Source organism: Vibrio sp. OPT24 (assembly GCF_015163545.1).
GTDB classification, from domain to species: domain Bacteria; phylum Pseudomonadota; class Gammaproteobacteria; order Enterobacterales; family Vibrionaceae; genus Vibrio; species Vibrio cyclitrophicus.
The window spans coordinates 127,818-149,846 of the sequence record NZ_JADDYI010000053.1 but is presented as its reverse complement, the minus strand read 5'-3'; the positions used below and the strand labels follow the sequence as shown (position 1 = coordinate 149,846).

Annotated in this window: 20 protein-coding genes; 7 read left to right on the top strand and 13 right to left on the bottom strand. The window is 42.1% G+C overall.

Annotation, left to right across the window (positions count from 1 at the left end; all coding sequences use genetic code 11):
- Positions 1-206 precede the first annotated feature (206 nt).
- From IQO02_RS14380 to IQO02_RS14355, 6 genes are all read right to left on the bottom strand, one after another.
- Positions 207-1,067, bottom strand: a complete 861-nt coding sequence (locus tag IQO02_RS14380) for a delta-class carbonic anhydrase (RefSeq protein ID WP_010429404.1) — start codon at positions 1,065-1,067, stop codon at positions 207-209.
- 358 nt (positions 1,068-1,425) lie between these two features.
- On the bottom strand, positions 1,426-1,905 hold the full coding sequence (locus IQO02_RS14375; protein WP_016768836.1) for a hypothetical protein: 480 nt from the start codon (positions 1,903-1,905) through the stop codon (positions 1,426-1,428).
- A gap of 133 nt (positions 1,906-2,038) precedes the next feature.
- Entirely contained in the window at positions 2,039-2,440 is a 402-nt protein-coding gene (locus IQO02_RS14370; protein ID WP_016768835.1) for a hypothetical protein, read from the bottom strand.
- A gap of 199 nt (positions 2,441-2,639) precedes the next feature.
- Entirely contained in the window at positions 2,640-3,704 is a 1,065-nt protein-coding gene (trpS, locus tag IQO02_RS14365) for a tryptophan--tRNA ligase (RefSeq protein WP_016794783.1), read from the bottom strand.
- Positions 3,705-3,961: 257 nt separating this feature from the next.
- Positions 3,962-4,762: a hypothetical protein gene (locus tag IQO02_RS14360; RefSeq protein ID WP_016768834.1), complete on the bottom strand. Its 801-nt coding sequence runs from the start codon at positions 4,760-4,762 to the stop codon at positions 3,962-3,964.
- A gap of 254 nt (positions 4,763-5,016) precedes the next feature.
- Positions 5,017-6,348, bottom strand: coding sequence for a D-serine ammonia-lyase (locus tag IQO02_RS14355; protein WP_016768833.1), 1,332 nt, complete (start codon positions 6,346-6,348; stop codon positions 5,017-5,019).
- 133 nt (positions 6,349-6,481) lie between these two features.
- On the opposite strand from IQO02_RS14355, the gene IQO02_RS14350 reads away from it, so the two are divergent.
- Complete coding sequence (locus IQO02_RS14350; protein WP_016796501.1) at positions 6,482-7,675, top strand: MFS transporter; 1,194 nt, start codon at positions 6,482-6,484, stop codon at positions 7,673-7,675.
- Positions 7,676-7,689: 14 nt separating this feature from the next.
- Here the strand turns inward: IQO02_RS14350 and IQO02_RS14345 are convergent, their stop codons facing one another.
- Together IQO02_RS14345 and IQO02_RS14340 are read right to left on the bottom strand one after the other, a co-directional pair.
- The gene (locus IQO02_RS14345; protein ID WP_016796500.1) at positions 7,690-8,502 is read right to left on the bottom strand and encodes a helix-turn-helix transcriptional regulator; all 813 of its coding nucleotides are present in this window, start codon (positions 8,500-8,502) and stop codon (positions 7,690-7,692) included.
- Between the two features lie 97 nt (positions 8,503-8,599).
- A complete protein-coding gene (locus tag IQO02_RS14340; protein ID WP_016784198.1) occupies positions 8,600-9,133 on the bottom strand; it encodes a YbhB/YbcL family Raf kinase inhibitor-like protein in 534 nt (177 codons plus the stop codon).
- A 371-nt stretch (positions 9,134-9,504) separates the two neighbouring features.
- On the opposite strand from IQO02_RS14340, the gene IQO02_RS14335 reads away from it, so the two are divergent.
- Positions 9,505-10,362 carry a polysaccharide lyase family 7 protein gene (locus IQO02_RS14335; protein ID WP_016784197.1) on the top strand — a complete coding sequence of 286 codons (858 nt, stop codon included), beginning with the start codon at positions 9,505-9,507 and terminating at the stop codon, positions 10,360-10,362.
- A 172-nt stretch (positions 10,363-10,534) separates the two neighbouring features.
- Here IQO02_RS14335 and IQO02_RS14330 read toward each other — a convergent pair whose 3' ends face one another.
- Positions 10,535-11,446 (bottom strand): LysR family transcriptional regulator, encoded by a 912-nt coding sequence (locus IQO02_RS14330; RefSeq protein ID WP_010429377.1) that lies wholly within the window; start codon positions 11,444-11,446, stop codon positions 10,535-10,537.
- A 127-nt stretch (positions 11,447-11,573) separates the two neighbouring features.
- On the opposite strand from IQO02_RS14330, the gene IQO02_RS14325 reads away from it, so the two are divergent.
- Together IQO02_RS14325 and IQO02_RS14320 are read left to right on the top strand one after the other, a co-directional pair.
- The gene (locus tag IQO02_RS14325; protein WP_010429374.1) at positions 11,574-12,638 is read left to right on the top strand and encodes an HlyD family secretion protein; all 1,065 of its coding nucleotides are present in this window, start codon (positions 11,574-11,576) and stop codon (positions 12,636-12,638) included.
- A 3-nt stretch (positions 12,639-12,641) separates the two neighbouring features.
- Complete coding sequence (locus tag IQO02_RS14320) at positions 12,642-14,192, top strand: DHA2 family efflux MFS transporter permease subunit (protein ID WP_010429371.1); 1,551 nt, start codon at positions 12,642-12,644, stop codon at positions 14,190-14,192.
- A 113-nt stretch (positions 14,193-14,305) separates the two neighbouring features.
- On the opposite strand, the gene IQO02_RS14315 is transcribed toward IQO02_RS14320, so the two are convergent.
- The 3 genes from IQO02_RS14315 to IQO02_RS14305 form a co-directional block, all read right to left on the bottom strand.
- Entirely contained in the window at positions 14,306-14,716 is a 411-nt protein-coding gene (locus IQO02_RS14315) for a phosphate ABC transporter substrate-binding protein (RefSeq protein WP_010429368.1), read from the bottom strand.
- 9 nt (positions 14,717-14,725) lie between these two features.
- On the bottom strand, positions 14,726-15,874 hold the full coding sequence (locus tag IQO02_RS14310; protein ID WP_010429365.1) for a hypothetical protein: 1,149 nt from the start codon (positions 15,872-15,874) through the stop codon (positions 14,726-14,728).
- A 131-nt stretch (positions 15,875-16,005) separates the two neighbouring features.
- Positions 16,006-17,619 carry a methyl-accepting chemotaxis protein gene (locus IQO02_RS14305; protein WP_010429363.1) on the bottom strand — a complete coding sequence of 538 codons (1,614 nt, stop codon included), beginning with the start codon at positions 17,617-17,619 and terminating at the stop codon, positions 16,006-16,008.
- Between the two features lie 371 nt (positions 17,620-17,990).
- Between IQO02_RS14305 and IQO02_RS14300 the strand changes: the two genes are divergently transcribed.
- From IQO02_RS14300 to IQO02_RS14290, 3 genes are all read left to right on the top strand, one after another.
- The gene (locus tag IQO02_RS14300) at positions 17,991-19,574 is read left to right on the top strand and encodes a response regulator (RefSeq protein WP_016784196.1); all 1,584 of its coding nucleotides are present in this window, start codon (positions 17,991-17,993) and stop codon (positions 19,572-19,574) included.
- Positions 19,568-19,900, top strand: coding sequence for an Hpt domain-containing protein (locus tag IQO02_RS14295; protein WP_010429358.1), 333 nt, complete (start codon positions 19,568-19,570; stop codon positions 19,898-19,900). The genes IQO02_RS14300 and IQO02_RS14295 overlap by 7 nt, the downstream gene beginning before the upstream one ends.
- Positions 19,901-20,375: 475 nt before the next feature.
- On the top strand, positions 20,376-21,272 hold the full coding sequence (locus tag IQO02_RS14290) for a sigma-70 family RNA polymerase sigma factor (RefSeq protein ID WP_016788220.1): 897 nt from the start codon (positions 20,376-20,378) through the stop codon (positions 21,270-21,272).
- Between the two features lie 205 nt (positions 21,273-21,477).
- Here IQO02_RS14290 and IQO02_RS14285 read toward each other — a convergent pair whose 3' ends face one another.
- Positions 21,478-21,825, bottom strand: coding sequence for a hypothetical protein (locus IQO02_RS14285; RefSeq protein ID WP_010429354.1), 348 nt, complete (start codon positions 21,823-21,825; stop codon positions 21,478-21,480).
- Between the last annotated feature and the right edge of the window lie 204 nt (positions 21,826-22,029).

The following is a 22,029-nucleotide window of genomic DNA, read 5'->3' as shown; positions in this document are numbered from 1 at the left end:
ACGTACCATGCAGCCTTGATTCTGGTAAAGAACGTTTTTGACTAACAACGATTCGCGCTGCGCATGTTTTGAATAAGTGTCACACGTAATTTACCCAGTAAGCATGTCTAGTAAGCAAGAACCAAGGTATTTTTCGTTAAGACATAAAAAGGCAAACCTAGTGGCTCGCCTTTGAAAAATATTGATTACAAATCAACGTGACAAGATTAGTTCGCTATTGGTGACAACAACTCTGGGTTTACAACTATGTTTCTCACTCCATGCGCGTGATCTTCGTTGAAGTCATTGCCTTCACACCAGCTGCCAACCGTCGCAATGTTTACTTTCGCTACTTGTGGTCTCACGCTCCATGTTACTTGGAACGGCGAACCTTGTTCATTATAGCCAGGGCCCGTTGTAGAGCCTGCGTATTGAATAGCTGACCCCGTATTTTGTGGAATATTTGGAGCTTGGTTTAAACCGTTGACTTTAGAGTGCTTCGCTAATGCTTCGAAGTCGAGAGCTTTGCCGTCATTGACTAGCACGAAAACTTGGGTTTCTACACGCAGCTGCGGGTTGGTAATTGCATTATTAAAACAAGCGCCCAATGTTTCACCCGGTTCAACTTGCGCCGTTGAATATACGTAATGCACCTCAATAGTATCTCCCGAGTGAAGAGAACCATGGTCACTTGGACAAACCTTTTGATCGAATGGTTTAAGTTCAGCCGCACTTAGCTTACCTGTGTATTTGAAACCACTTTGGAAGCCCTTACCATCACCGTTGCCGGCGTATTGAGTAAACTCTCCACCTTTGTGCTCAGCGTTTTTGTGGAAGTGAATATTACACAAGTTCATTGCGGTAGAATCTGGTGCATCCGAAAACAAACGTGCGTTGGTCCCCTTTAAAGACCCCAAATCACGAGGGGCTTGCGGACCGAAACCTTTCCCTTGAGTATTTTCGGACAGGTTCGCTCTTTGTTCAGCGATAACACTGTCTGCCACAGACTCATGACTCGCATCTGATGCGTTCGCTTGAGCTGACAACATCACCATCGCGACACTTAAAAATAGACTCTTATTCTTCATATCTCTTCCCTAGAATATTGATAACTAAACCCAAATACACGTTACAGCAAAGATTTTACTATGCTCACCAATGAATATAAGGGTTGTCTCTGTAAGATTAGATTTCATTGCTTAATTAGGGAGGAATATTAGAACCCTTGATGCATATAACAAGTCAAGTGCAGCAAATTCCGCGAGTCCCTTCCATAACGAATAAATTCCTACTTTCGTTGACGGTCTCGTGACTCAAACTCGTAGAACACTGATTGACGAAAACCAATTAGAGCAATGAAAAAGAATGGTAAGATCTAAAAAGCGAACCCATGGCTCGCTTTCATCGTTTGATTTGTTCTGTAGAGTTGGAGCTAATGTGTAACCGCTACCCGTGACCTGTAGCAAATATCCCAAATGTCATGACGTTCAATGCGTCTGTCACGCCTTCTAGAGATTTAATCACTTTCTGGGTCGGTGTGTTATTGCGCAAAAAGTAACTTCCGATACCTTTTTCACTTCCAGCTTCAACACTATCTTCTGAGGCCAGTTTCGCATCGGCTTGAGAGTTTTCGACAGATTCAGCTTCTGTATTTGTATTTGAATTAGAGTCTTGCTTTGAGTCAGACTGCGTGTTGGAGTCTAAAGTCACATTAGAATCGTGGCTAGCTACCTCGTCATGTAAAAGCGCAACACTTGTGTCAGCATGTATCTTTATGACATCGAGATGACTTTCTTCCTCTACTACACCTTTTGACACAGTATCTTCGTTGCTCAGAGCCTTGTCTTCGAGCTTGTTATTACTCGCAGTCGAACAAGCAGTTAAGAAAAACAGGCTAACGATGAATGTGGTTAAGTTTCTCACCATAATGACAACGCATGAATCAATAAAACATTGTTCGATTGTATTTTATTTAGTTGACGACATCCAGTGATAAGACAAGTAAATATGAAAAGTCCGCTTTCGAAAGAGTATACGGGTTTAGTGCTCATTATTAAGCTTAATAATGAGAGTCCTCAATCAGATTGCTTTCAGGATCTTCGAGCTTACCAAGTGTATAGGTAATTAAATCGTCGTCTCCAACCTTGAATACCCAAACATTGTCGCCTTTGATAAACTGAAATTCGCTGTTAGATTCATTCGGTTCCAATGTTGCAATAAATTCCGATAATTCAGGATCATTGATAATAAAGCGCCCATCTGATGTGTTGCTATCTAGGTTGTTGTTCACTTCAATCTTTTTAGTTGAGGCAGGAAGAATGTCGGGTAACCAACCTCTATCAAATAATCGCTCTTTTTTGGCTTGCGCATAAGTCGCATATTCACTCCTAACGACATCTGAACAGCCAGACATTAAAGCCAGAACCGAAAATGAGATGGAGAGTAATGCCTTATTTTTCATTTAATTACCAACACTTGAAGATATGGCTTTGACAGTGTGCTTGGTCATATCAACATCAAGAACTAATCACAAAGGCGATTTTATAAATCAATCGCCCTCTTCATTCAAATCAATTGACTTTATTTACATATCAGTCGCTAGAATTACGGAACCTGCTAGTAAAAGCACTCATACCTTATCGATAATTTAAGCCCGTATGCTAAAGTATATTTAAACCGAATACCTCTCTCACATCGAACAATACCTTTTGCGTTCTTTCTCTGGAGACTTGGGTGCCACTGCGTAAAATATCGATGAGTTGCGCTTTGTCATTCAGCAACTCAGATCTTCTTTCGCGAATCGGACGAAGCATTTCTTGCAAGCACTCCTCCAATACTTTTTTGGTTTGACCATCGCCCAGCCCACCTTTTTGATAATGCTCTTTTAGTTGACTGACATAATTAGCGTCTGCGTGAAAAGCATCAAGATAAGTGAACACGATATTCCCTTCTACCTTGCCAGGGTCTTCAATTCGTAGGTGATTTGGGTCGGTATACATGGATTTAACGGCAGCTCTGATCTCTTTCTCTGTCGCACCCAAATTAATGGCGTTGCCCATCGATTTAGACATCTTACTTTTACCGTCAGTACTAGGGAGACGAGATGCATTACTGAGAAGTGGCCTGCATTCATTCAAGATTGGCTTACCCGCCAACGAATTCATTTTCCTCACTATCTCATTGGTTTGTTCTAACATCGGTAGTTGGTCATCGCCGACAGGTACTAAAGTTGCGTTGAAAGCGGTGATGTCTGCCGCCTGAGATATGGGATAAGTGAGAAAGCCTGCTGGAATTGAGCGTCCAAATGCTTTGTTTTGAATCTCGCTTTTGACCGTTGGATTACGTTCCAAACGAGCGATAGAAACAAGATTGCTGTAGAACATCGTGAGCTCAGCTAACACAGGCAGTTGTGATTGCAGACAAATCGTGGTCTTGGTCGGGTCGATACCCACCGCAAGATAGTCAGCGACTACATTGAGAATGTTGGAAGAAACCTTCGAGGGATTATGGGCATTGTCGGTAAGCCCTTGCATATCAGCGACCAAGATCGTTTGGTTGTGAATATGCTGCAAAGAGACTCTCTGTTGAAGTGAACCGACATAATGACCCAAATGCAAAGGCCCAGTTGCCCTATCCCCAGTCAGAATGATTTCAGGCTTGTTGGTATTGTTCTTACTGCCAGTATTATTGTTGCTGTCGATATGGCTTTTTGAGTTGGTATTCATGGTGTATCTCCAAGTTAAAAAGGCTACTGGAGATAAAAAGAGGCGACATTTTTGATGACATTCTTAGCTACCGTCCAGCAGCTAAAGAATGTAAGTATTCCGTGCTGCTCTATTGAGAGCACCACCAAAAGAAAATTGAAGTTGAAGTTGAAGCAGAATTAAATTTCATGGTTAAAACCTATCAACAATACAGACGAGCGACAACTGTTATTTACGCGCACCAGGAAAATAGGTCTTAAGATTAACAGGTTATAGGCTTAATCTTTACCGGAACACAGTTCAGTAATTCGGTCACACATGGCTTGATTGACCGTGAAGTGGGTGTTGAGAAATGCTAATTGGGCAAGTGCCGATTCAGCCGTGCGCTCGTAACCTTGTGTAAAGGTTGGTAGCAATTGAGCAAACTTAGGAAAGCGTGCTTCTAGCCTTCTATCCGACATAAACTCATCAACGAATTCAGGCTCAGATTGTTCAGTTTGATCCACAAGATCGATCAAACGATCAAGTGCGTAAGATTGAACGAACCGACTGCCCGACAGCTTTTCGCCTCGGTTATAACGAGACATGCCGACATAAAGATTGGTTAGTGCCTCACCAATGATCCACTCTTGAGAGTTTGCGTGTGCCTCCCCTTTTACTGGTGGAACACAACACTGCGTATCAAATTCAGGTTGCTGCCAAACAATGCGCCCTTCAGCAAATGGAATATGCGCTAACTCATGGGATTCAAACACCGCAAATTCGCAAAAGATTCCGTCAGCGTATAAGACTTTATAGCCATCGACGGTGTTTCTCACTGCGTAGTCGATTGGGTGAATATCAGATAGCCAATGCAAGCTGTCTAAGAAATACTGCTTATGTCCCGTTTGTACTATCGCGAAAAAATCGACATCTGAATACTGATCAAGTCGCTCCGTTTCAATACCTACGGAGCCCAATCCCAGTAAAGCATGAGCCTTACCCGATGCTTCCAAAGACTCCCCAATCGCATCTAAACGCTGGAGTAATTTTTCTGGTGTGTTTATGTGTCTTGTCTGCATCACTTTATCCGTTTGCATTGCTAAATCCCTATCAAGTTGAATGCCACTCAACCTAACTGATAGTTAGAACACCTAAGAAGCCTAATTTATAAAATATGTGTTTCGGATAACGATCTGCGCAAGTTATTGTTTGAATAACGACTGGATTTAGGAGTAACAAAGAGTGCGTTCAACCGATAAACAACACTCTTCTATCATGACTGATCTTTTTAAATGCTTATATTTGTAACAGCTAAGCATCAACAAACAGCGAGCTTATAAACGCTTTAGGGCTAAACCGACAATTTTTCCAAGTAAGCGGCCATTTCTTCTTTCGGTACCATGCCTCCGCCAGTTGCCCACACAAGATGCGTTGCATTCGCTAGCGTCGACTCATCAATTTGTAGACGAGCAAGGTATTCGCTATTTTGCTCAACATGAATCACGCCCGGCATGCCCGCGAGTGCTGAAGGCTCTAGTTGAATCCCCTCGGCTTGATTCAGTTCACTTAGTAATTGATACATGTGCTCGTCGGTTAATGTGTAGTAACCATCAAGCAAACGCTCCATCGCACGACCAACAAAGCCAGAAGCACGCCCCACCGCTAAACCGTCTGCAGCAGTTAGATTGTCTATCCCCAGATCTTGCACTGCGATCTCATCATGCAAACCCGAGTGAACACCGAGCAACATGCAAGGCGAATGAGTCGGCTCAGCAAAAATACAGTGCACGTGATCACCAAAAGCCATTTTCAATCCAAATGCGACACCACCGGGGCCACCACCTACTCCACATGGCAAGTAAACAAACAAAGGATGCTGTTCATTAACCACAATCCCCTGTAACTCGAATTGCTGCTTAAGCCTTTCTCCTGCGACAGAGTAACCAAGGAACAGTGTTTGTGAGTTTTCATCATCAATGAAAAAGCATCGAGGATCTTGTTCTGCCTCTTTCCGTCCTTGTTCTACTGCAACGCCATAATCTTGTTGATACTCGACTACGTTAACACCGTGCTCTCGCAGTTTACTTTTCTTCCAAGCTCTCGCGTCTGCCGACATGTGAACAGAGACCGTAAAGCCCAATTTGGCACTCATGATACCGATCGACATACCTAGGTTACCCGTTGAACCTACCGCAATGCTGTATTGTTGGAAGAAGTTACGAAACTCAGGTTCGAGCAACTTACTGTAGTCATCGCTCTCACACAGTAACCCGGCTTCAATCGCAAGCTTCTCGGCATGCGTTAGTACTTCATAAATACCTCCGCGCGCTTTGATTGAACCTGAAATCGGCAAATGGCTGTCTTTCTTCATCATCAAACGCCCTTTTATTGGCTGCTGATAATGAGTTTCTAATGCCAACTTCATTGCAGGGATATCGATAAGCTCAGATTCGATGATGCCATTCGTCACATGAGTTTCAGGAAATGCCTTCGCCAGATAAGGGGCAAACCTTTGTAACCTCAAACTCGCATCATGAATATCTTGCTCGCCCAATCCCACATAAGGTAAACCGCGCTCCAGAGTCGTCACATTTGGGTTAAACCAAACCACTTCTTCCAATGCAATCACTTGTTGAAGTAATGGGAAATGTGAGATGAGTTTATCGATATTCAATTCAGTCATGGGTGACCTTCTCTGGTAAAGCGCGTACTGCGCACGTTCAATCATTAGTAAACCTATTTAAACGGTATTTGTGTAATCATTCAATGACCTGTAGGCTAGCTTTTCTTCTCATAAGCAAACAGTAGAACAACCTATGAGCGTCTCTCTTCGTAATAGCATTTTCGTCATGTTAGGGATTCTATTTCTAGCACTTAACCTGCGTGGGCCTTTTACGAGCTTAGCTCCTGTGCTTTCTCAGGTTATGGAAGGCCTCAACCTTACGTCGTCGGCTGCTGGCTTCTTAACAGCTTTGCCACTGTTAACTTTTGCCTTATTTTCACCATTAGTCACCAAAATATCCGAACGAATTGGTCTAGAACCAAGCTTGCTCTTAGGCTTAGTTTTGATCACTACGGGTATTACACTGCGTTCTTTTGGAGCAATTCCGACGTTATACATCGGCACAGTAATGATTGGACTTGGTATCGCGATTGGTAATGTGTTGTTGCCCGTAGTAGTGAAAATTAGCTTCCCTACTCGTATTGCGACAGTCACTTCTTTGTACATTTTTACGATGGGCATCGGTTCGACGTTAGGCTCAAGTTTGATGGTGCCGTTTTCGAATCTAACCTTATTCACGATTACGGGTTGGCAATTAGCACTGTTAATGAACCTAATATTCCCAATATTAGCTTTGATGATTTGGTTGCCTAAGATCAGAAAGCGCTCTTCTTCAGCAACCAATAACAAGTATCAAGAAAAGCCTATTCCGATGCAGAAGATGATCAAGAGTGGCGTTGCATGGCAAGTGACACTAGCTCTTGGGCTTAACTCATTTACCTTCTATTCTTTGGCAGGCTGGCTTCCACAGATCTTGAACGACCTTGGCTACAGCGAAATCGACGCGGGCTATATTTATGGATTTCTACAATTTTCGACCATGGTTCCGGGATTGCTGTTACTGCCGTTCTTAGGTAAAAGCGATAACCAACAATGGCTCATCACGCTTTGTACTTCGAGTGTATTTATTGGATTAATTGGGCTGTTGTATTTGCCTGAGTTTGCAATCTTTTGGGTGGGACTCTTTGGATTAGCCAACTGCTCTACGTTTATTATCGCGCTCTCTTTTGTTGGCCTGAGAACATCGAATAGCAGTCAAGCGGCTTCGTTGTCTGGTATGGCTCAAGGAATTGGTTATGCTTTAGCGGCAACAGGCCCAACGCTAGTGGGTAAGCTTCATGCTCAAACCGATTCTTGGAGTGTTCCCATTCTGCTGATCGCATCTGTTGCTTTCGCGTGCACGATTTTTGCGGCATTGGCAGCACGAGATAAGAAAGTGAGCGTTTAGGACAAACCGAATGGTTATGGCGTCGCGACTTTATTGCTCGCGACTCTATTGCTGACGACTGTCTTGATGTATTCGCTTGGCGACAAACCAAATTTGCCTTTAAAGCGCTGACTAAAACGACCTTCTGATTGGTAACCGCAAGATTGAGCCAACACAGCAACATTCTGCTGTCCGTTTTGCATCAGATAAAGCGCATGACTCAACCGAACTTCAGCCAGTACCTCACGATATTGCATTCCTTCAAGTTTCAATTTACGGATAAGCGTGGCGCGGCTCATCGCAAAGCGTTCCGCTACCGACTCTAGCGGATGCTTCTCAAAAGGTGAATGAGAAAGGTAATGACTTAGCTTTTGGCTAAACGAAACGTTGGCACTGGCAAACAATCGATGCAATACCCCTTTTTCGGCTAATTGCTGGTATAAGCCCTGCAACCAAAACTGTTGGGTCTCTTTACTCATGCTTTGTCTATCAAAGGAAAACAGAGCGTTGAGTGAGTCTTGTAAGCTTCGGTCCGCTTGTACTGTAGGCAGCCCCAGATCATTCGAGCGTTCCTCACTTAAACCAAGCATCGCCTGAGAAGGTTGGAATTGAAAGCTGAACACTCGTGATAAGAAGCGCCCTTTGTGGGGCATGTTCTCAAAACTTAGTGAAGCTGATGCCTCACACAACAACAGCTCAGAATGTGAGAGTTCTGCCGCTGAATCTTTCCAAAACAGGCGCTTACTGCCTGTAATGATCTGAATGATACTAGGAGATAGAATCCTCACATTACGTAGCTTTTGTAACTGCTCTGCACGAAAGATCGTCACTTGATATTGATGATTCATCTCATCCCCCTTGTTTACTTATTATCAACGACCAGCTATCGCATCAATAACTGGTCGCTTTATTAGCGTGTGTAAATTATCAACGTGTATAAAGCTATTAACGTGTATAAGTTGCCGTCAGTTTCGCTTTGTCTAGAGCCATGCTGTTCAACGTGAATCCAACCACAGCCGACGGCGTGTTTTCGTCTAGGTTGAGCTTGTCCGTTGGCAATGCCCAAACCGTGAACTGGTAGCGGTGCATGCCACCTTTTTCAGGAGGACAAGCGCCACCGAAACCTACCGTTCCATAATCTATGCGGCCTTCTTTGCCACCCATTTTAGAGATGTCGACACCACGAGGTAGCTCGCTCACTGTTGCTGGAATATCAAACGCTACCCAGTGCCAGAAACCACTTTCAGTCGGAGCATCTGGATCATAAGCCGTGATTGCAAAGCTTTTGGTTCCTGCTGGAGCATCTTTCCACATCAATTGTGGTGATAGGTTATCGCCGTTACAACCCCAACTTGAGTATTCAAACGTCTTCGCCATTGGGTGACCTTCTTGAATATCATTACTCGTTAATTCGAATGCCTGAGCCGAGCCAGCTGTTAAGATACTAAGTGCCAATACTGATTTAATGAGTGTTTTCATGGTGGTTCCTCTGATTAGGTATGAGTCCAGTATAGTCCCCTCCATCCGCCCGATAATGACAATAAGTACACAATTATCTAGTTTAACTCATTAAAATGATACTTACTGTATATTCCAGTTTTCTTTGGAAAATATTCCGTTTAACAGGCTCTATAACCTCACTTATCTCAACCACGATTTAACTAAAGCAAAAATCCACCTTTTGGCTTTCAAGCATCAATCCCTATCGAGACCTAATTCTCTCTATTTTTGTGCAAGAAAATTGGATACCGACCACAATTTCAAACACAGATATTTTCACATAAACCTCAAAAGTGATATCAATATCAATATCAATATTGACCGATAATAATACAAAAGAGATATTTTTGATGAATAAGACCCTACTCGCTTGCTACGCCCTTCTTGCTTTTTCTTCTGCGGCAACGGCTAATGTTCAGTTTTCGAACCCAGAAGGAGCTTTAGGCGAACCTTCTAATTACTCTCAATACCAAAATGTTTTGTCAGAATCTGAACTTCAAATTTCAGATCCTAACGGAAAGAAAGGCAACAAAGGCTATTTTGCACTCGATAATAACTACGACGGCATAGTGAACAACAATTTTTATGTCGACAAAGAAAGTGAAGCGCTAGTCTTTACCATGAAAAATGACCACCTGCGTAACGAGCTACGCGTTCAGGAGAACTTCCGCACAGACTTAGCAAATGAAACATACAAATTGAGTTCGGAAGTGGAGATCATAAACCCTGAAGAGTCGATGAAGAACTCAGACTCTAAACAAGACGAGATTACTTTTCTACAAGTACACAACAAAGGCCTAGATAACCTCGGTACTCACAATGTCCCTCACCCTTTGCTGCGTGTTGTATGGAAACGTGACAATAATGGTATTAAAGGGCATTTCTGGGCAATCGTTAAAAACAACGCTGTCATTTGTAAAGGAACGTTTGGTAAGAAGAACAAAGATAAGGAAATGTGCAAATCAGACGTAGCATATTCTCAGTTCGACTTAGGCAAAGCGCCAGAAGGCAAACCAACAGCATTTGACCTAATCGTTGGTGATAAGAAACTCATTGTTGACGTAAACGGTGAACGTAAAGTTGAGCAGGATATTGATTATTGGCGCCACCTATTAAGCTACTTCAAAGCTGGCGTATATAACCAATTTACAAATGGACAAAGTGAAGCTCACTTCTACAAGCTAGAGTACACAGAGAAAAAGAGCTAATTTAAAATTTGGCTTACAACCACATTGAGCCATCAGAAACAGAAAAACGGACTTGTTAGAAAGTTCGTTTTTCTGTGAGCGCTGTTAAGCATTGTTAATGAGTTAACCCGAATATCTAGATAGCTAGAGTTAAGCAGCCGATTACTTTTGTTGCTTCCAATACAATATGCCTTTATTCAGTTCTTTCGTTAACTCTATTTTGAAAGGCTGTTAATAGGTAATCGATAAAGACTTTCTTGCGTTTTGGCATCAACTGCCTGTCTGCATACACCAAACTCACGGATACCTCAGGCATGTCATACTCAGGCAATAGTCGTACTAATTTGCCTGTTTGAAAGTGATCTCGACAGATGAACTCCGGTAAAACGGCTATCCCCAACCCATCGACACAAGCAGTAAGGCAGGCTGTAATCGTGTTTACCCTCAACTGACACGGCAACTCTATCAAAATCGACTCTCCATCCTCCAGCTGCAAATGCCATTTAGGTAAGCGTGCTGCTTTGTTAACGACTTCAATCAACCTAAATGGTGACTTTAGATCTGTAGGAGTTTTGATATCACCAAACTGTTCTAAATATTCAGGACTCGCTACCAGTACACGTTTTGATGTTGTCAGATATCGAGAAACCAAACTTGAATCCACTAGCTCACCAATTTGCGCGTAAAGGTCGATACCTTCCGAAATGATATCAACTTCGCGATTCGTCAGCTCTAAATTCAATGTGACATTTGGATGTTCTTTCAAGAAACTGTGTATATATTTAGCCAACACTTGGTGACCTAGTTCGACGGGGAGTACCACATTTAAAGGGCCACGAATCAGATCTTGATTTGCGGATACTTCGAGTTCGGCTTGGCTCATGATTTCATGCATTTGAATACTTGATTGATAAAATCGTTCTCCCTCTGGTGTTAGCAGCAAACTTCTGGTCGATCGAGTGATCAACCTCACACCTAAATGCTGTTCTAACTCTGCCAATTTTCGGCTTACGGTCGACTTAGTCATGTTAAGTGTTTCAGCAGCCTGCGTAAAACTCCCACAATCAACAACTTGTGTAAAAACAGTTACAGCATTTAAGTCCATCACGTATTCCTAAAACTATCATTAGTAAAATTTTTGCAACAGTGTTTCTCTTTTTTCCTATCTTATCAATTAATGATATTCATTTACAATTCGTTACATCTAAATAAAAACAAAATGAGAAAAAGAAATGACAGAGAAAAACAACGCTTCGCACACAGTAAGCAAAACAAGACGTAAAAAAGCTCCGCTTATTGCCACTGCGATCATGCTGTCATTGGGTTTAGCAGGCGCGGGATATTGGTACGGTTATGGTCAGTACTTTGAATCAACCGACAATGCCTACCTTCAAGGCGACATTACTAACATTAGCCCTAAAGTCTCAGGCTATATTGTAAAGTCTTACGTGAGTGACAACCAATCGGTAAAAGCTGGTGATTTGTTGGTGCAAATTGATGACCGTGATTACCAATCGGCTCTTGCTCAGGCCAGTGCCCATTTATCTGTCGTTCAATCCGATGTGAAAAACCTTGTAGCACAACAGACGTTACAACGTAGCAAAATAAACCAAGCTGAAAGCCGTGTTGATTCCGCACAAGCTGAATACGAACGTGCGACTCAACAAGTAGTTCGTTCTCGTAGCCTATTAAAACGCAATTACGCCTCTCAAGATGAAGTCGACAGCATGGTAGCACAACAAAAAGTGACCCAAGCCGATTTGGAAGAAGCAAAAGCTAATCTCGTTGCGACCAATGATCAGTTAATTGTAATTGCGAGTGAGATAGAGCAAGCCAATGCATCGGTAACAGAAGCTCAAGCACAAAGAGAACAAGCACAGTTAAACCTTGATTATACTAAAGTGTACGCTCCTACCGACGGTGTTATTGGTAAACGCAGTGTGCGTGAAGGTTTGTTGATTCAAGCTGGAGCACCGTTGATGAGTTTAGTGCCAAATAATCAAGTGTGGATTGAAGCCAACTTCAAAGAGACACAACTCAGTGGTATACACAAAGGTCAAACAGTTGAAGTAGAGCTAGACGCTTTTCCGGGTCAGCCGCTTGAGGGCGTGGTCGATAGCTTCTCCCCTGCTACTGGTGCTAAATTCGCGCTGCTTCCACCAGAGAATGCAACGGGTAACTTCACCAAGATTGTTCAACGTGTCCCAGTAAAAATTACGATTCCAGATCAGCAAGGGTTAAAAGGTCGTCTTCTTCCTGGTTTATCTGTGGTAGCGACCATAGACAAACGAGGCTAGACCATGAGCAACGCTGGTGTTGTCACCCAAACTAATGATGATCACGAGGTATCCACTCGCCATTGGATTGCCCTATTTGGCGGGCTAGTTGGCGCGTTCATGGCGATCTTAGATATTCAGATCACCAACTCGTCTCTTAAAGACATTCAAGGCGCACTATCTGCCACTTTGGATGAAAGCTCTTGGATCTCTACGTCTTACCTAGTTGCAGAGATGATCGCTATCCCACTCAGTGGTTGGCTTTCTAAAGCGCTCGGTAAACGCCGTTACATAACGTGGACGACGGCTATCTTCACCATTTCATCTTTGCTGTGTTCATTTTCTTGGAATATGACCTCGATGATCGTGTTCCGTGCGATGCAAGGCTTCAGTGGTGGTGCTTTAATCCCGCTCGCATTCTCATTGGTGATTCAGTTACTGCCGGTTAACAAACGGGCTGTGGGTATGGCATTGTTTGGTGTAACCGCGACCTTTGCTCCATCGATCGGCCCGACATTTGGTGGTTGGCTGACGGAGAACTTCTCTTGGCACTATATTTTCTACATCAACATTCCGCCAGCCCTACTCGTGATCACCATGATCCGCTATGGCTTAGACGATGAAAAACTCGATCTTGGTACCCTTAAAAAGGCCGATTGGTTTGGTATCGCCACCATGGCACTCGGATTGGGTTGCTTAGAAGTGGTGCTGGAAGAAGGTAACCGCGAGGAGTGGTTCAGCTCAAGTTTCATCATTGGCTTGAGTATTGTGTCGGCGGTGAGTCTGGTTTACTTCGTGATAAACGAACTCCAACACAAAAAGCCCTTGGTTAATTTGCGGCTATTGCGGGATGCTCAATTTGCCATGTCGTGTATCGCCTACCTGATTTTAGGAATGGCGTTACTCGGGTCCATTTATGTTTTGCCATTGTACTTAACACAAATACAACAGTATAACGCGATGGAAATTGGTCAGGTGCTCATGTGGATGGGGTTTCCACAGCTACTGATTTTCCCGATTGTACCTAAGCTCACACAGATAATTAAACCTAAATACCTAGTGACCTTCGGTTTCGCAATGTTTGGTTTAAGTTGTTACGTAAACACACACATGACAATCGATTTTGGTGGTCAGCAGCTGATTCTATCGATGGTTCTACGCGCGATTGGCAGCCCATTTATTATGGTTCCACTGTCTTTGGTTGCGATGAAGAACATCAGTAAAATGGATACACCTGATGCTTCGACCTTAACCAATGTGATGCGTAACTTAGGTGGTGCTTTTAGTATCGCGATTATTGCGACGCTACTTGATAATAAAACACGTGAGCATTTGGCTCATATTAAGGAATCACTGCCTTCTGTTAGTCAATTAGGTTGGCAAACACTCAAAGATCAACAAGCGTTCTTTATCCAATCGGGAAGCGATGCCGCAACAGCAATGCAACAAGCTCAGGCTAGCCTGTTAGGAACCATGCAACGTGACGCCGCAATCATGGCCTACAACGACGTATTCCTAATGATGACAGCGTTTTTGGCATTAGCTGCGGTTCTAATTTTGAACATGCGCGATTAAAAGTAAACTGGCCCATCATTCAGGTTTACCTAGCATAGAAACACGAAAGCCCGATACCGCACTCGTTATCGGGCTTTGTAGATCTTTATTGAGCTATGTTGTATCGCCAGAAATTAGTACTTAAGAAGTACTTTGACATCGCCAGTAAGTGCAGCTTCATCAACATAACCAATCGCGTTCGTGTTTGAAGCGACTTGATTGATTACGGCACTGTAATCAGCAACTTGGACTGGCGCTTCAGCTTTACCAGTGAACACTAAGCGAGCCCAAGCGGATTGCAGTTGGGACTCTGAACGACCCGTTGCTACTTCATGAAAAGCAATACGACCTTCAGCGCCATCAACAAGCTCAACAATTTGAACTTTACTGCCATTACCCAGTTGGTTTGATTTACCCATGAATAATTTTTTCACATCAGCATTGGTTAACGCATCAACACCTGCGCTATTGCCGATAACAACCATACCCGCAGCAGTATTAAACGAAATAAACGTTGCTGCCATAAGCGTTAGTAACTTTTTCATACTGATACCTTAGAATACGAAGTCTAACTTAGCTGAATACAAGATTGAGTCATCTTCAAAGAAATTGCCTGTTGCGAAATATGTACCGACTGTTTCGATATTCTCTTGGAAGCCGCCGCTAGTACCTTTGTAGTCAACGTAAGTAACATCAACTTTAAGTGACATATTCTTAGCAAAATCCCAACGTGAACCAACAGAGTAAGATAGACGCTCGTAGTTTAAAGCCTCTCTAAGAGCAGACTGAACGCCTGTCATATTAGTACGCTCTTCATTGTCAGTCGTTTCTACCCAGTTGATTGATAAATAAGGAGTAAACTCATTGACTCTATAGCCAACTAAAGCAGAAATAGATTGATAGTCATAGAACTCACCATCTAGCTGCACATCCGCACCTTCGATGTTAGCGATTAAATCACCGTTGTCATACTGTGCACCAAGTGAAATAAACTGACCGTCTTTACTGTCTAACATTTTGCCCATTCGACAATATGGGTCAGCAAACAAACTATCGTCGTTAAAGTTACAAGATGGGTTCGATTCAGCAACAAAGTAAGAACCACGGAACGTCATATCCCCTACGTTCCAGTTCGCACTCACACCCATCAATTTGTCTAATTTAACTTCGCCAACAATAGAGTCGTCTTCGTCAATGGTGCCAACACCAATAACGGGTTGAATCAATAAACTTGAATTAACGAATTCTACTGGGATCAAGAGATCAGCACCGGTATAGCTTTTTAAAACGATATTTTCGTACAGCTCTTGCGAAGGACGAATCATCGGATAAGCGTAACCAAGATCCGTGTAATCTGAGTAGAAAAACAGCGGTAGGCGTAGCTTACCAGCACGAGCAGTAAAACGTTCAAAGTCGTATGATGCATACGCCATCTCGATCTTTGGTTCGTATTCATAACGACTATTCGCAACAATCTGCGTTACAAATTTAGCTTTCTCATTCACATTAAAGTCAAACTGAAGTCCAGCAAGCGTCTCTTGCTCCCATTGCAGATTATCGCTGGTGTATCCCGCATAATTGACATCATTGTTCGCTTTACCGATTCCAACCGAACCAAAACCACTAATATTAATATCTTCCATACTTGCAGCATTTGCACCACAAGCAACACTCACCAAAGCAGCAATTAGTGTCTTTTTCATAACGAACTCCACAGTTATGTTTTAGTTTTTATTATTTTCAGCCCCAAATTCGAGGCAAACTCCCGCTGTTCTTCTTGGTGAAAATCAAGAAAAACGTCACTTAAAAAAACAGCAGGAAGAATTGAGGAAAGCTAACGGATCTTAAAGTGACCCGTTAGTTCAGATAGGTTTCGTGTGATTTTTTGAATATCCTGAGCGACTGAATCCACTTGTTGAACACTGTCAGTAGTACCTTCAGCCATATCACGGATATCCGTTACAAACATTTCAATACGAGAAGAGGTTTGTTCTTGCTCTTCAGTTGCCGATGCAATGCTATCGTTACGTTGACTAATTTCCATCACATCATTGGTGATCTGAATAAGAGATTTCTCCGCCACCAACGACTGTTCAACACAATTCTCAGCTTTGATTGCACTTTCCGAGATAATTTTTGACGCCATTTTAGCTTGCTCTTGCAGCTGAGACAGCACGGACTGGATCTCTTGCGTAGAGCTTTGTGTTCTTGATGCTAATGTACGAACTTCATCAGCCACAACAGCAAAGCCTCTGCCCTGCTCACCCGCTCTGGCCGCTTCGATAGCCGCGTTTAATGCAAGTAGGTTAGTTTGCTCTGCGATCGCGCTAATTGAATCTAGTATCGATCCTGCACTTTGCGTATTGGTATCGAGTTGCCCAACCACTTGAGAAGCTTGACGTACATCTGTGGTGAGTTCTTGTACCGCAAGAATAGTACTCTTGACTTGCACTTCGCCCATAGACGCTTGCTCGCTCGCACTTGTAGCAGACAAAGATGCATCACTTGCATTGTGAGCAATATCTTTAGCCGCGCTAAATAGCTGCTGTAACGATTGGGATACTTCTTCAATAGCCAAGTGTTGATTCTTGGACAAAGTGCGCGTGTTTTGGCTTGTGCTCACTAAAGAACGCGAAATAGAATCCAACGCCACCACGTTTTCAATGGTGTCTGTCACATTACGTTGTAAGTGAGAAACAAATGAATTAAACGAATCAACTAGTGGTTTAAGTTCATCGTTTTTCTCATGCTTCAGCCTAACTGTTAGATCACCTTCGCCTTCTGCTATGTCTCTCATTTTGTCACTGATATTGGCTAAGTCTTTACGTATTGCATAGACAACAAACCAGCCAAATAAACACAATGAAATCAATGCAGCAACACCAAGCACTCTCATGATCCGGTTTGAACGAAGATTGTTTTCTTCAAGGGAAGTTACCGAGCTTTCGAAATCAGAAATTCGAGCCTCGGAAAAGTCATTAACCCCTTTGGTTAAACCTTCTAGTATTTCACTGCTCTGTTTAGCCAGTTGCCCTGCTTCACTTAATGAAATATCTTCGTCAATCATTCCTTTAGCTATTCGATACGCTGAATCAAAGTAAGCTTTCGTACTTCTTTGAAGTTCAGTAATCGAATATTTTATGGATGGATCTAACTCAGACTGCAGTTTAAAGTTCGCAATAATCGCCTTGTATGTTGTGACGTTCATTGCCAATAATTCTTCATCACCCAACGTCACCGCTAAATTAAAACGTTCGGCGAGTTGAGGTATTAACACTCGATTCATCGAAGATGAGTCCATTATCGGATAGACAACTTCATCAATTCGATTTACTTGTTGATTGTTATTACTTAAGGCCCTTTCGCCCACAAATAAAATACTACTGAAGCCAGCAAAAGAAAAAAGGCACAAAGCCAAAACTTTATTTTTTATAGAAAGGGAAAACATCAAATATCCTTATAAACGGAATAATATACCGTGTCTTATTTGTAAGAATACTTGCGGGTGTACGCGGCAACAATTCAGATAAAGCATGATTACCATAAATAATTTCGATTAAACACATAAATACGGTAAATCATATGCACCTAGATTTGTAACAGTTATTAGCGCTTAGCATCAAGACTTCTATCGCAGACCAAAAGCTATGGACACTAAAACTCAATTCAATTCAATTCAATTCAATTGCTCTTTTAACCCGTGAATAACTAACATAGAAGCAATAACATCAAGTGGTCTCATTAAAGAATACGCCATCTTGACAATGTGCAACTTGACACCTAAATTGACCTTATAATCGAATTTTTGGGAATGACAATTTGACCTTATCGCCAGACCTAAGGGTTTTGATTGTAGACGACTCTAAGAGCGCCACCATTCTTATCAAACAGCAGCTAGTTGGTTTGGGGATTCCGCATAGAAATGTTTTCATTGCGACCAACTACCAACAAGCGATCAAAGCAGTCGAAAGTCACTCTTTCCATGTCCTTCTCATCGATTATCATCTAGAACAATCTTTCACTGGATTTGAGCTGCTAGGGATTCTCTATCGAAACCGACTGATCGATCATACCGTTGCAATTATATTGCTCTCTGGTGATATGCGTCAGGAAACGGTATTGACAGCTTTATCCGGCGAAGCGCACCACTTTATTTCTAAACCAATCAATACACTTGCTCTTGGAAAGAAAATTCAAACCGCCGTCTTTGAAGCAAAGCAAATTAGCCAGCTTACAAACCTATATCCAATCAATAATCAAGTAGCACTCAATTCAGCATTAAACATTCCAGGAAAGGATACCAAGGTACAGTTCGAAGCAACGCTTATCGAACACTTGATAGCACGCAAAAAGTGGGAATTGCTCTCATATTTACTTAATAAATCTGGAACGAACATGCATCCAACCAAACTGGTAGCAGAAGCTTTAATTTTGGACGGGTTGGGTAAGCCAAAGTCAGCCATAGACAAACTGCACAACTACCTTGTTGCGCAGCCTCTTTCTTTGAACGTGATTGATTGTTTAAGCTGTATTTACGAAAAACACCAGATGTTAATACCAGCGTTAAAATTGGCGATACGAGCCTTTGAATTAACACCGAGCATCAGCCACCGTGCGATTCGCGCCATCGATTTAGCTGAGAACGTCGACAATACTCAAGTTCTGATCAAGTTAGGGGAGATTTACGCTAACAGTATTTCATTAGCAGACCTCGACGTTATTCACTCTATATCGACCTATTTCAACGCGTTGAGAGCAACATATGAACGAGAAATGCATGTAACCAACAAAAAATTGTTGATAGAGCATGCAGGACAATTTACGACACAGGTTAATCTAAAACTACCAAATCACTCGCAAAATCAAATACTTTCAAACCTAGCGATTTTCCATTGTCATATTCTGATATTCGAAAAAAATGAAAAACTTGCTCATCATAAATTGGTAAAAGCGACTACTTTGCTTTCTCATCGTTTTTACGATGGCCCAACGGATTTACTCAACCAATTGTTACCTTTACTAGATCACTTTGGGGAATACTCTATGTACCGTGCAGTGACGAAATGTATCCTATCTCGCGGTGATCCTGTATTGCATCAAATTCAACCAGCAACACTGTCTCCTTCCACTTTGATAAACCTAGAAAGTGTGGATTCAGTAAATGATCTTAAGAACTATATTCACAATTACCCATATTCTGTAGCCGCTAAACTTGACTATTTATATGCTGTAAATAAAACTCAAATACAAGAACAACTTAGTGACGATTTCGTACAAGAAATCACCCAACTAGAACTTCCAGAAAAATGGAAGACATGGGTTAGCGACTTATCACTCAAGGGGTTTATCACCAAGCCACCTTGCCCATTTCCCACAATCAGCCGACGGGAGTCTATATGCTAGATTTTGACGCTTTAAACACCTATTTAGACAATGACCAAGAAGTCATTTTTGCAGTATTGTCTGTGTATCAAGAAGATCATGGCAACTCATTAGACGAGATAAAAGAGTTGGTACAACAACAAGATTGGGGCAAGCTTCATTTTACAGTGCATACTTTAAAAGGCATCTTAGCCAGTTTCGGCGAAGAAACGGCCACGGCGGCCTTGGAGCGAGTCGAGCAAAACACGCTCAATAAACTCGCACCTAAAGATGAGGATCTGTCCGTAATCTACAGCGAAGTGAAGATCATCAACAAACAGATTGATGAGGCGCTTAGCGCTTATTAACAGCCTCAATGTGCAACTAACCCGTTATTATCTTCTAGTTGTTCAGATACTCGATAGAATTAAACGAGCTAATAGAGTTTAGACTTGACTCGTTACACTTATCAGCAGGACAAGATAGAGAGTTGAAGTATTCTAAGTAGAACCTTAACTCTTGCCACTTTCTTTGACGCTAGCCTTCAAATCACACAAGCTATAAACGGCTATAAATTCACACCACCTATCTGGGAACACCAACGCATAGCTCACGCGTTATAACCCATGCATGTTCATGTTTTCAATGAAAAAGCAGTACATTTAATGAGATGCAAAATAGCTAAATATTTGTAGATCTTTTTGTGACAGGAGTATACGAAATTGCATTTTATTTATTGGTAAACGAGAAACTGTTATCTACACTCTAATAAAATCGAGCGTTAATCACTCAGTAGCATAATAATAAAATAAAACGTTCAGTCGGCTAAATAAGGACAAGGAAATGAACAAAGACAGTTTTGCTGCGTTCCAGGAGCTCACGGATCACCCTCCTACTAAAGGCTCATTGACTACCACGACTGAACCCTATGCGTATTATCTAAAGGATCTTGTGGGCATTGACCTTCTATCTCGTGAAGATGAAGTGTATTACGCTAAATTGAATTGCGCTGGTGATAAAAAAGCGCGCGATGTAATGATCGAATCAAACTTGCGCCTAGTTGTAAAAATCGCAAAAAGTTACCTAAAGCGTAAAGGTAATAACTTCACTCTGCTCGACTTGATCGAGGAAGGTAATATTGGCTTGATCAAGGCCATCGACAAATACGACCCAGAACCCGGCTATCGTTTTTCAACCTATGCCGTATGGTGGATTCGCGAAAACATCGAAGCCGCATTAATGAATAAGGGTCGGACTGTCCGCTTACCGGCTCATGTGTGCAAAGAAATTAATAGCCTCGCATCAAAGAAGTTAGATATAAGCAAAAAAATGAGTAAAGAAGTTTCTATCTCAGAGCTATCATCAAGTTCTGGCGTTAAGGTTGAGCGTGTCGATAAATTGGTGGCGTTAAGCGGATTTATTGACGTAACAACAACAGTAGGCATTAGCCATGCTCCACTTGTGTTGGAACAATGCGAAAGCGAATGCATCCCCGACCCTCAACAAGACTGTGAAGATCAATCATTCACACACGCGCTTGAGCAAATCATCAACACACTGCCACCGAAATTGCAGAAAGTGCTCATTCACCGCTTTGGTTTCTTTGATAACAAGGTGAAAACACTTTCGGAGGTGGGAGAAATGTTGGATGTAAATGTGTCTAATGAACGTGTTAGACAAATGCAGAAAGAAGCGATCGAAAGAATTCAAAAACGACTGAAATTTGATGGCTGGGTCTAAGCAATTAAGAACACAAAACTTAGCAACTAGAGCGCTGAATAGCTAGATTAGACATTTAAAGAACAATCATAAGGGTGAGCTTCAAAGCTTGCCCTTTTTGTTTGCCTACTTCGTTAAAACGTTTGAACGATCAGAAGTATATAAAGCAAAGTGCCATTTTGTTGGCTAAACAGTCTTACAGAGAAACATAGGAGTATTGATTACTTCAAGAAGTAACACGTTCACTGCGTAAAATAAGGTAATTCACATAGGTAGTTTCAAGGCAGTTTTGTTCCCACAAAGACAAGATGCGCTTAGTTGCAAAGTAATAGTCTTTATTCCTCAATAACATGCCAACCGTACGACTTAGTTTCTCAAACCGTACTTGGTCGCTTGCCGAAATATAATCGTCTTCACTTTGAATAATCGGAGCCAAACCATCGGCAAACCAATTGTTCAGAATTTCTCGCATCTCTAACTCAGATTCAGGCACATCGATACTCGACAACTCTCGATGTTGAGGTGGTGGCACTATGTATCTAGATGCTTGTGGTGAACTGACATATCGATACATGTCGTCCCTCCTTTTAACTGACTCTTCTAATAATTAAGGACACTTTTATTCGTTCACAAGTTTTAATGTCCAGTTTTTTATAGCAGTTTTTAAATGAGAATAATGAACAATAAATGACAAATAAAAAGCCATGCAAACCCTCTCTGCATGGCTTTAATAAACGCAACGTTATGCGCCTATTTGCTTCTTAGTTCAAAAGACGAC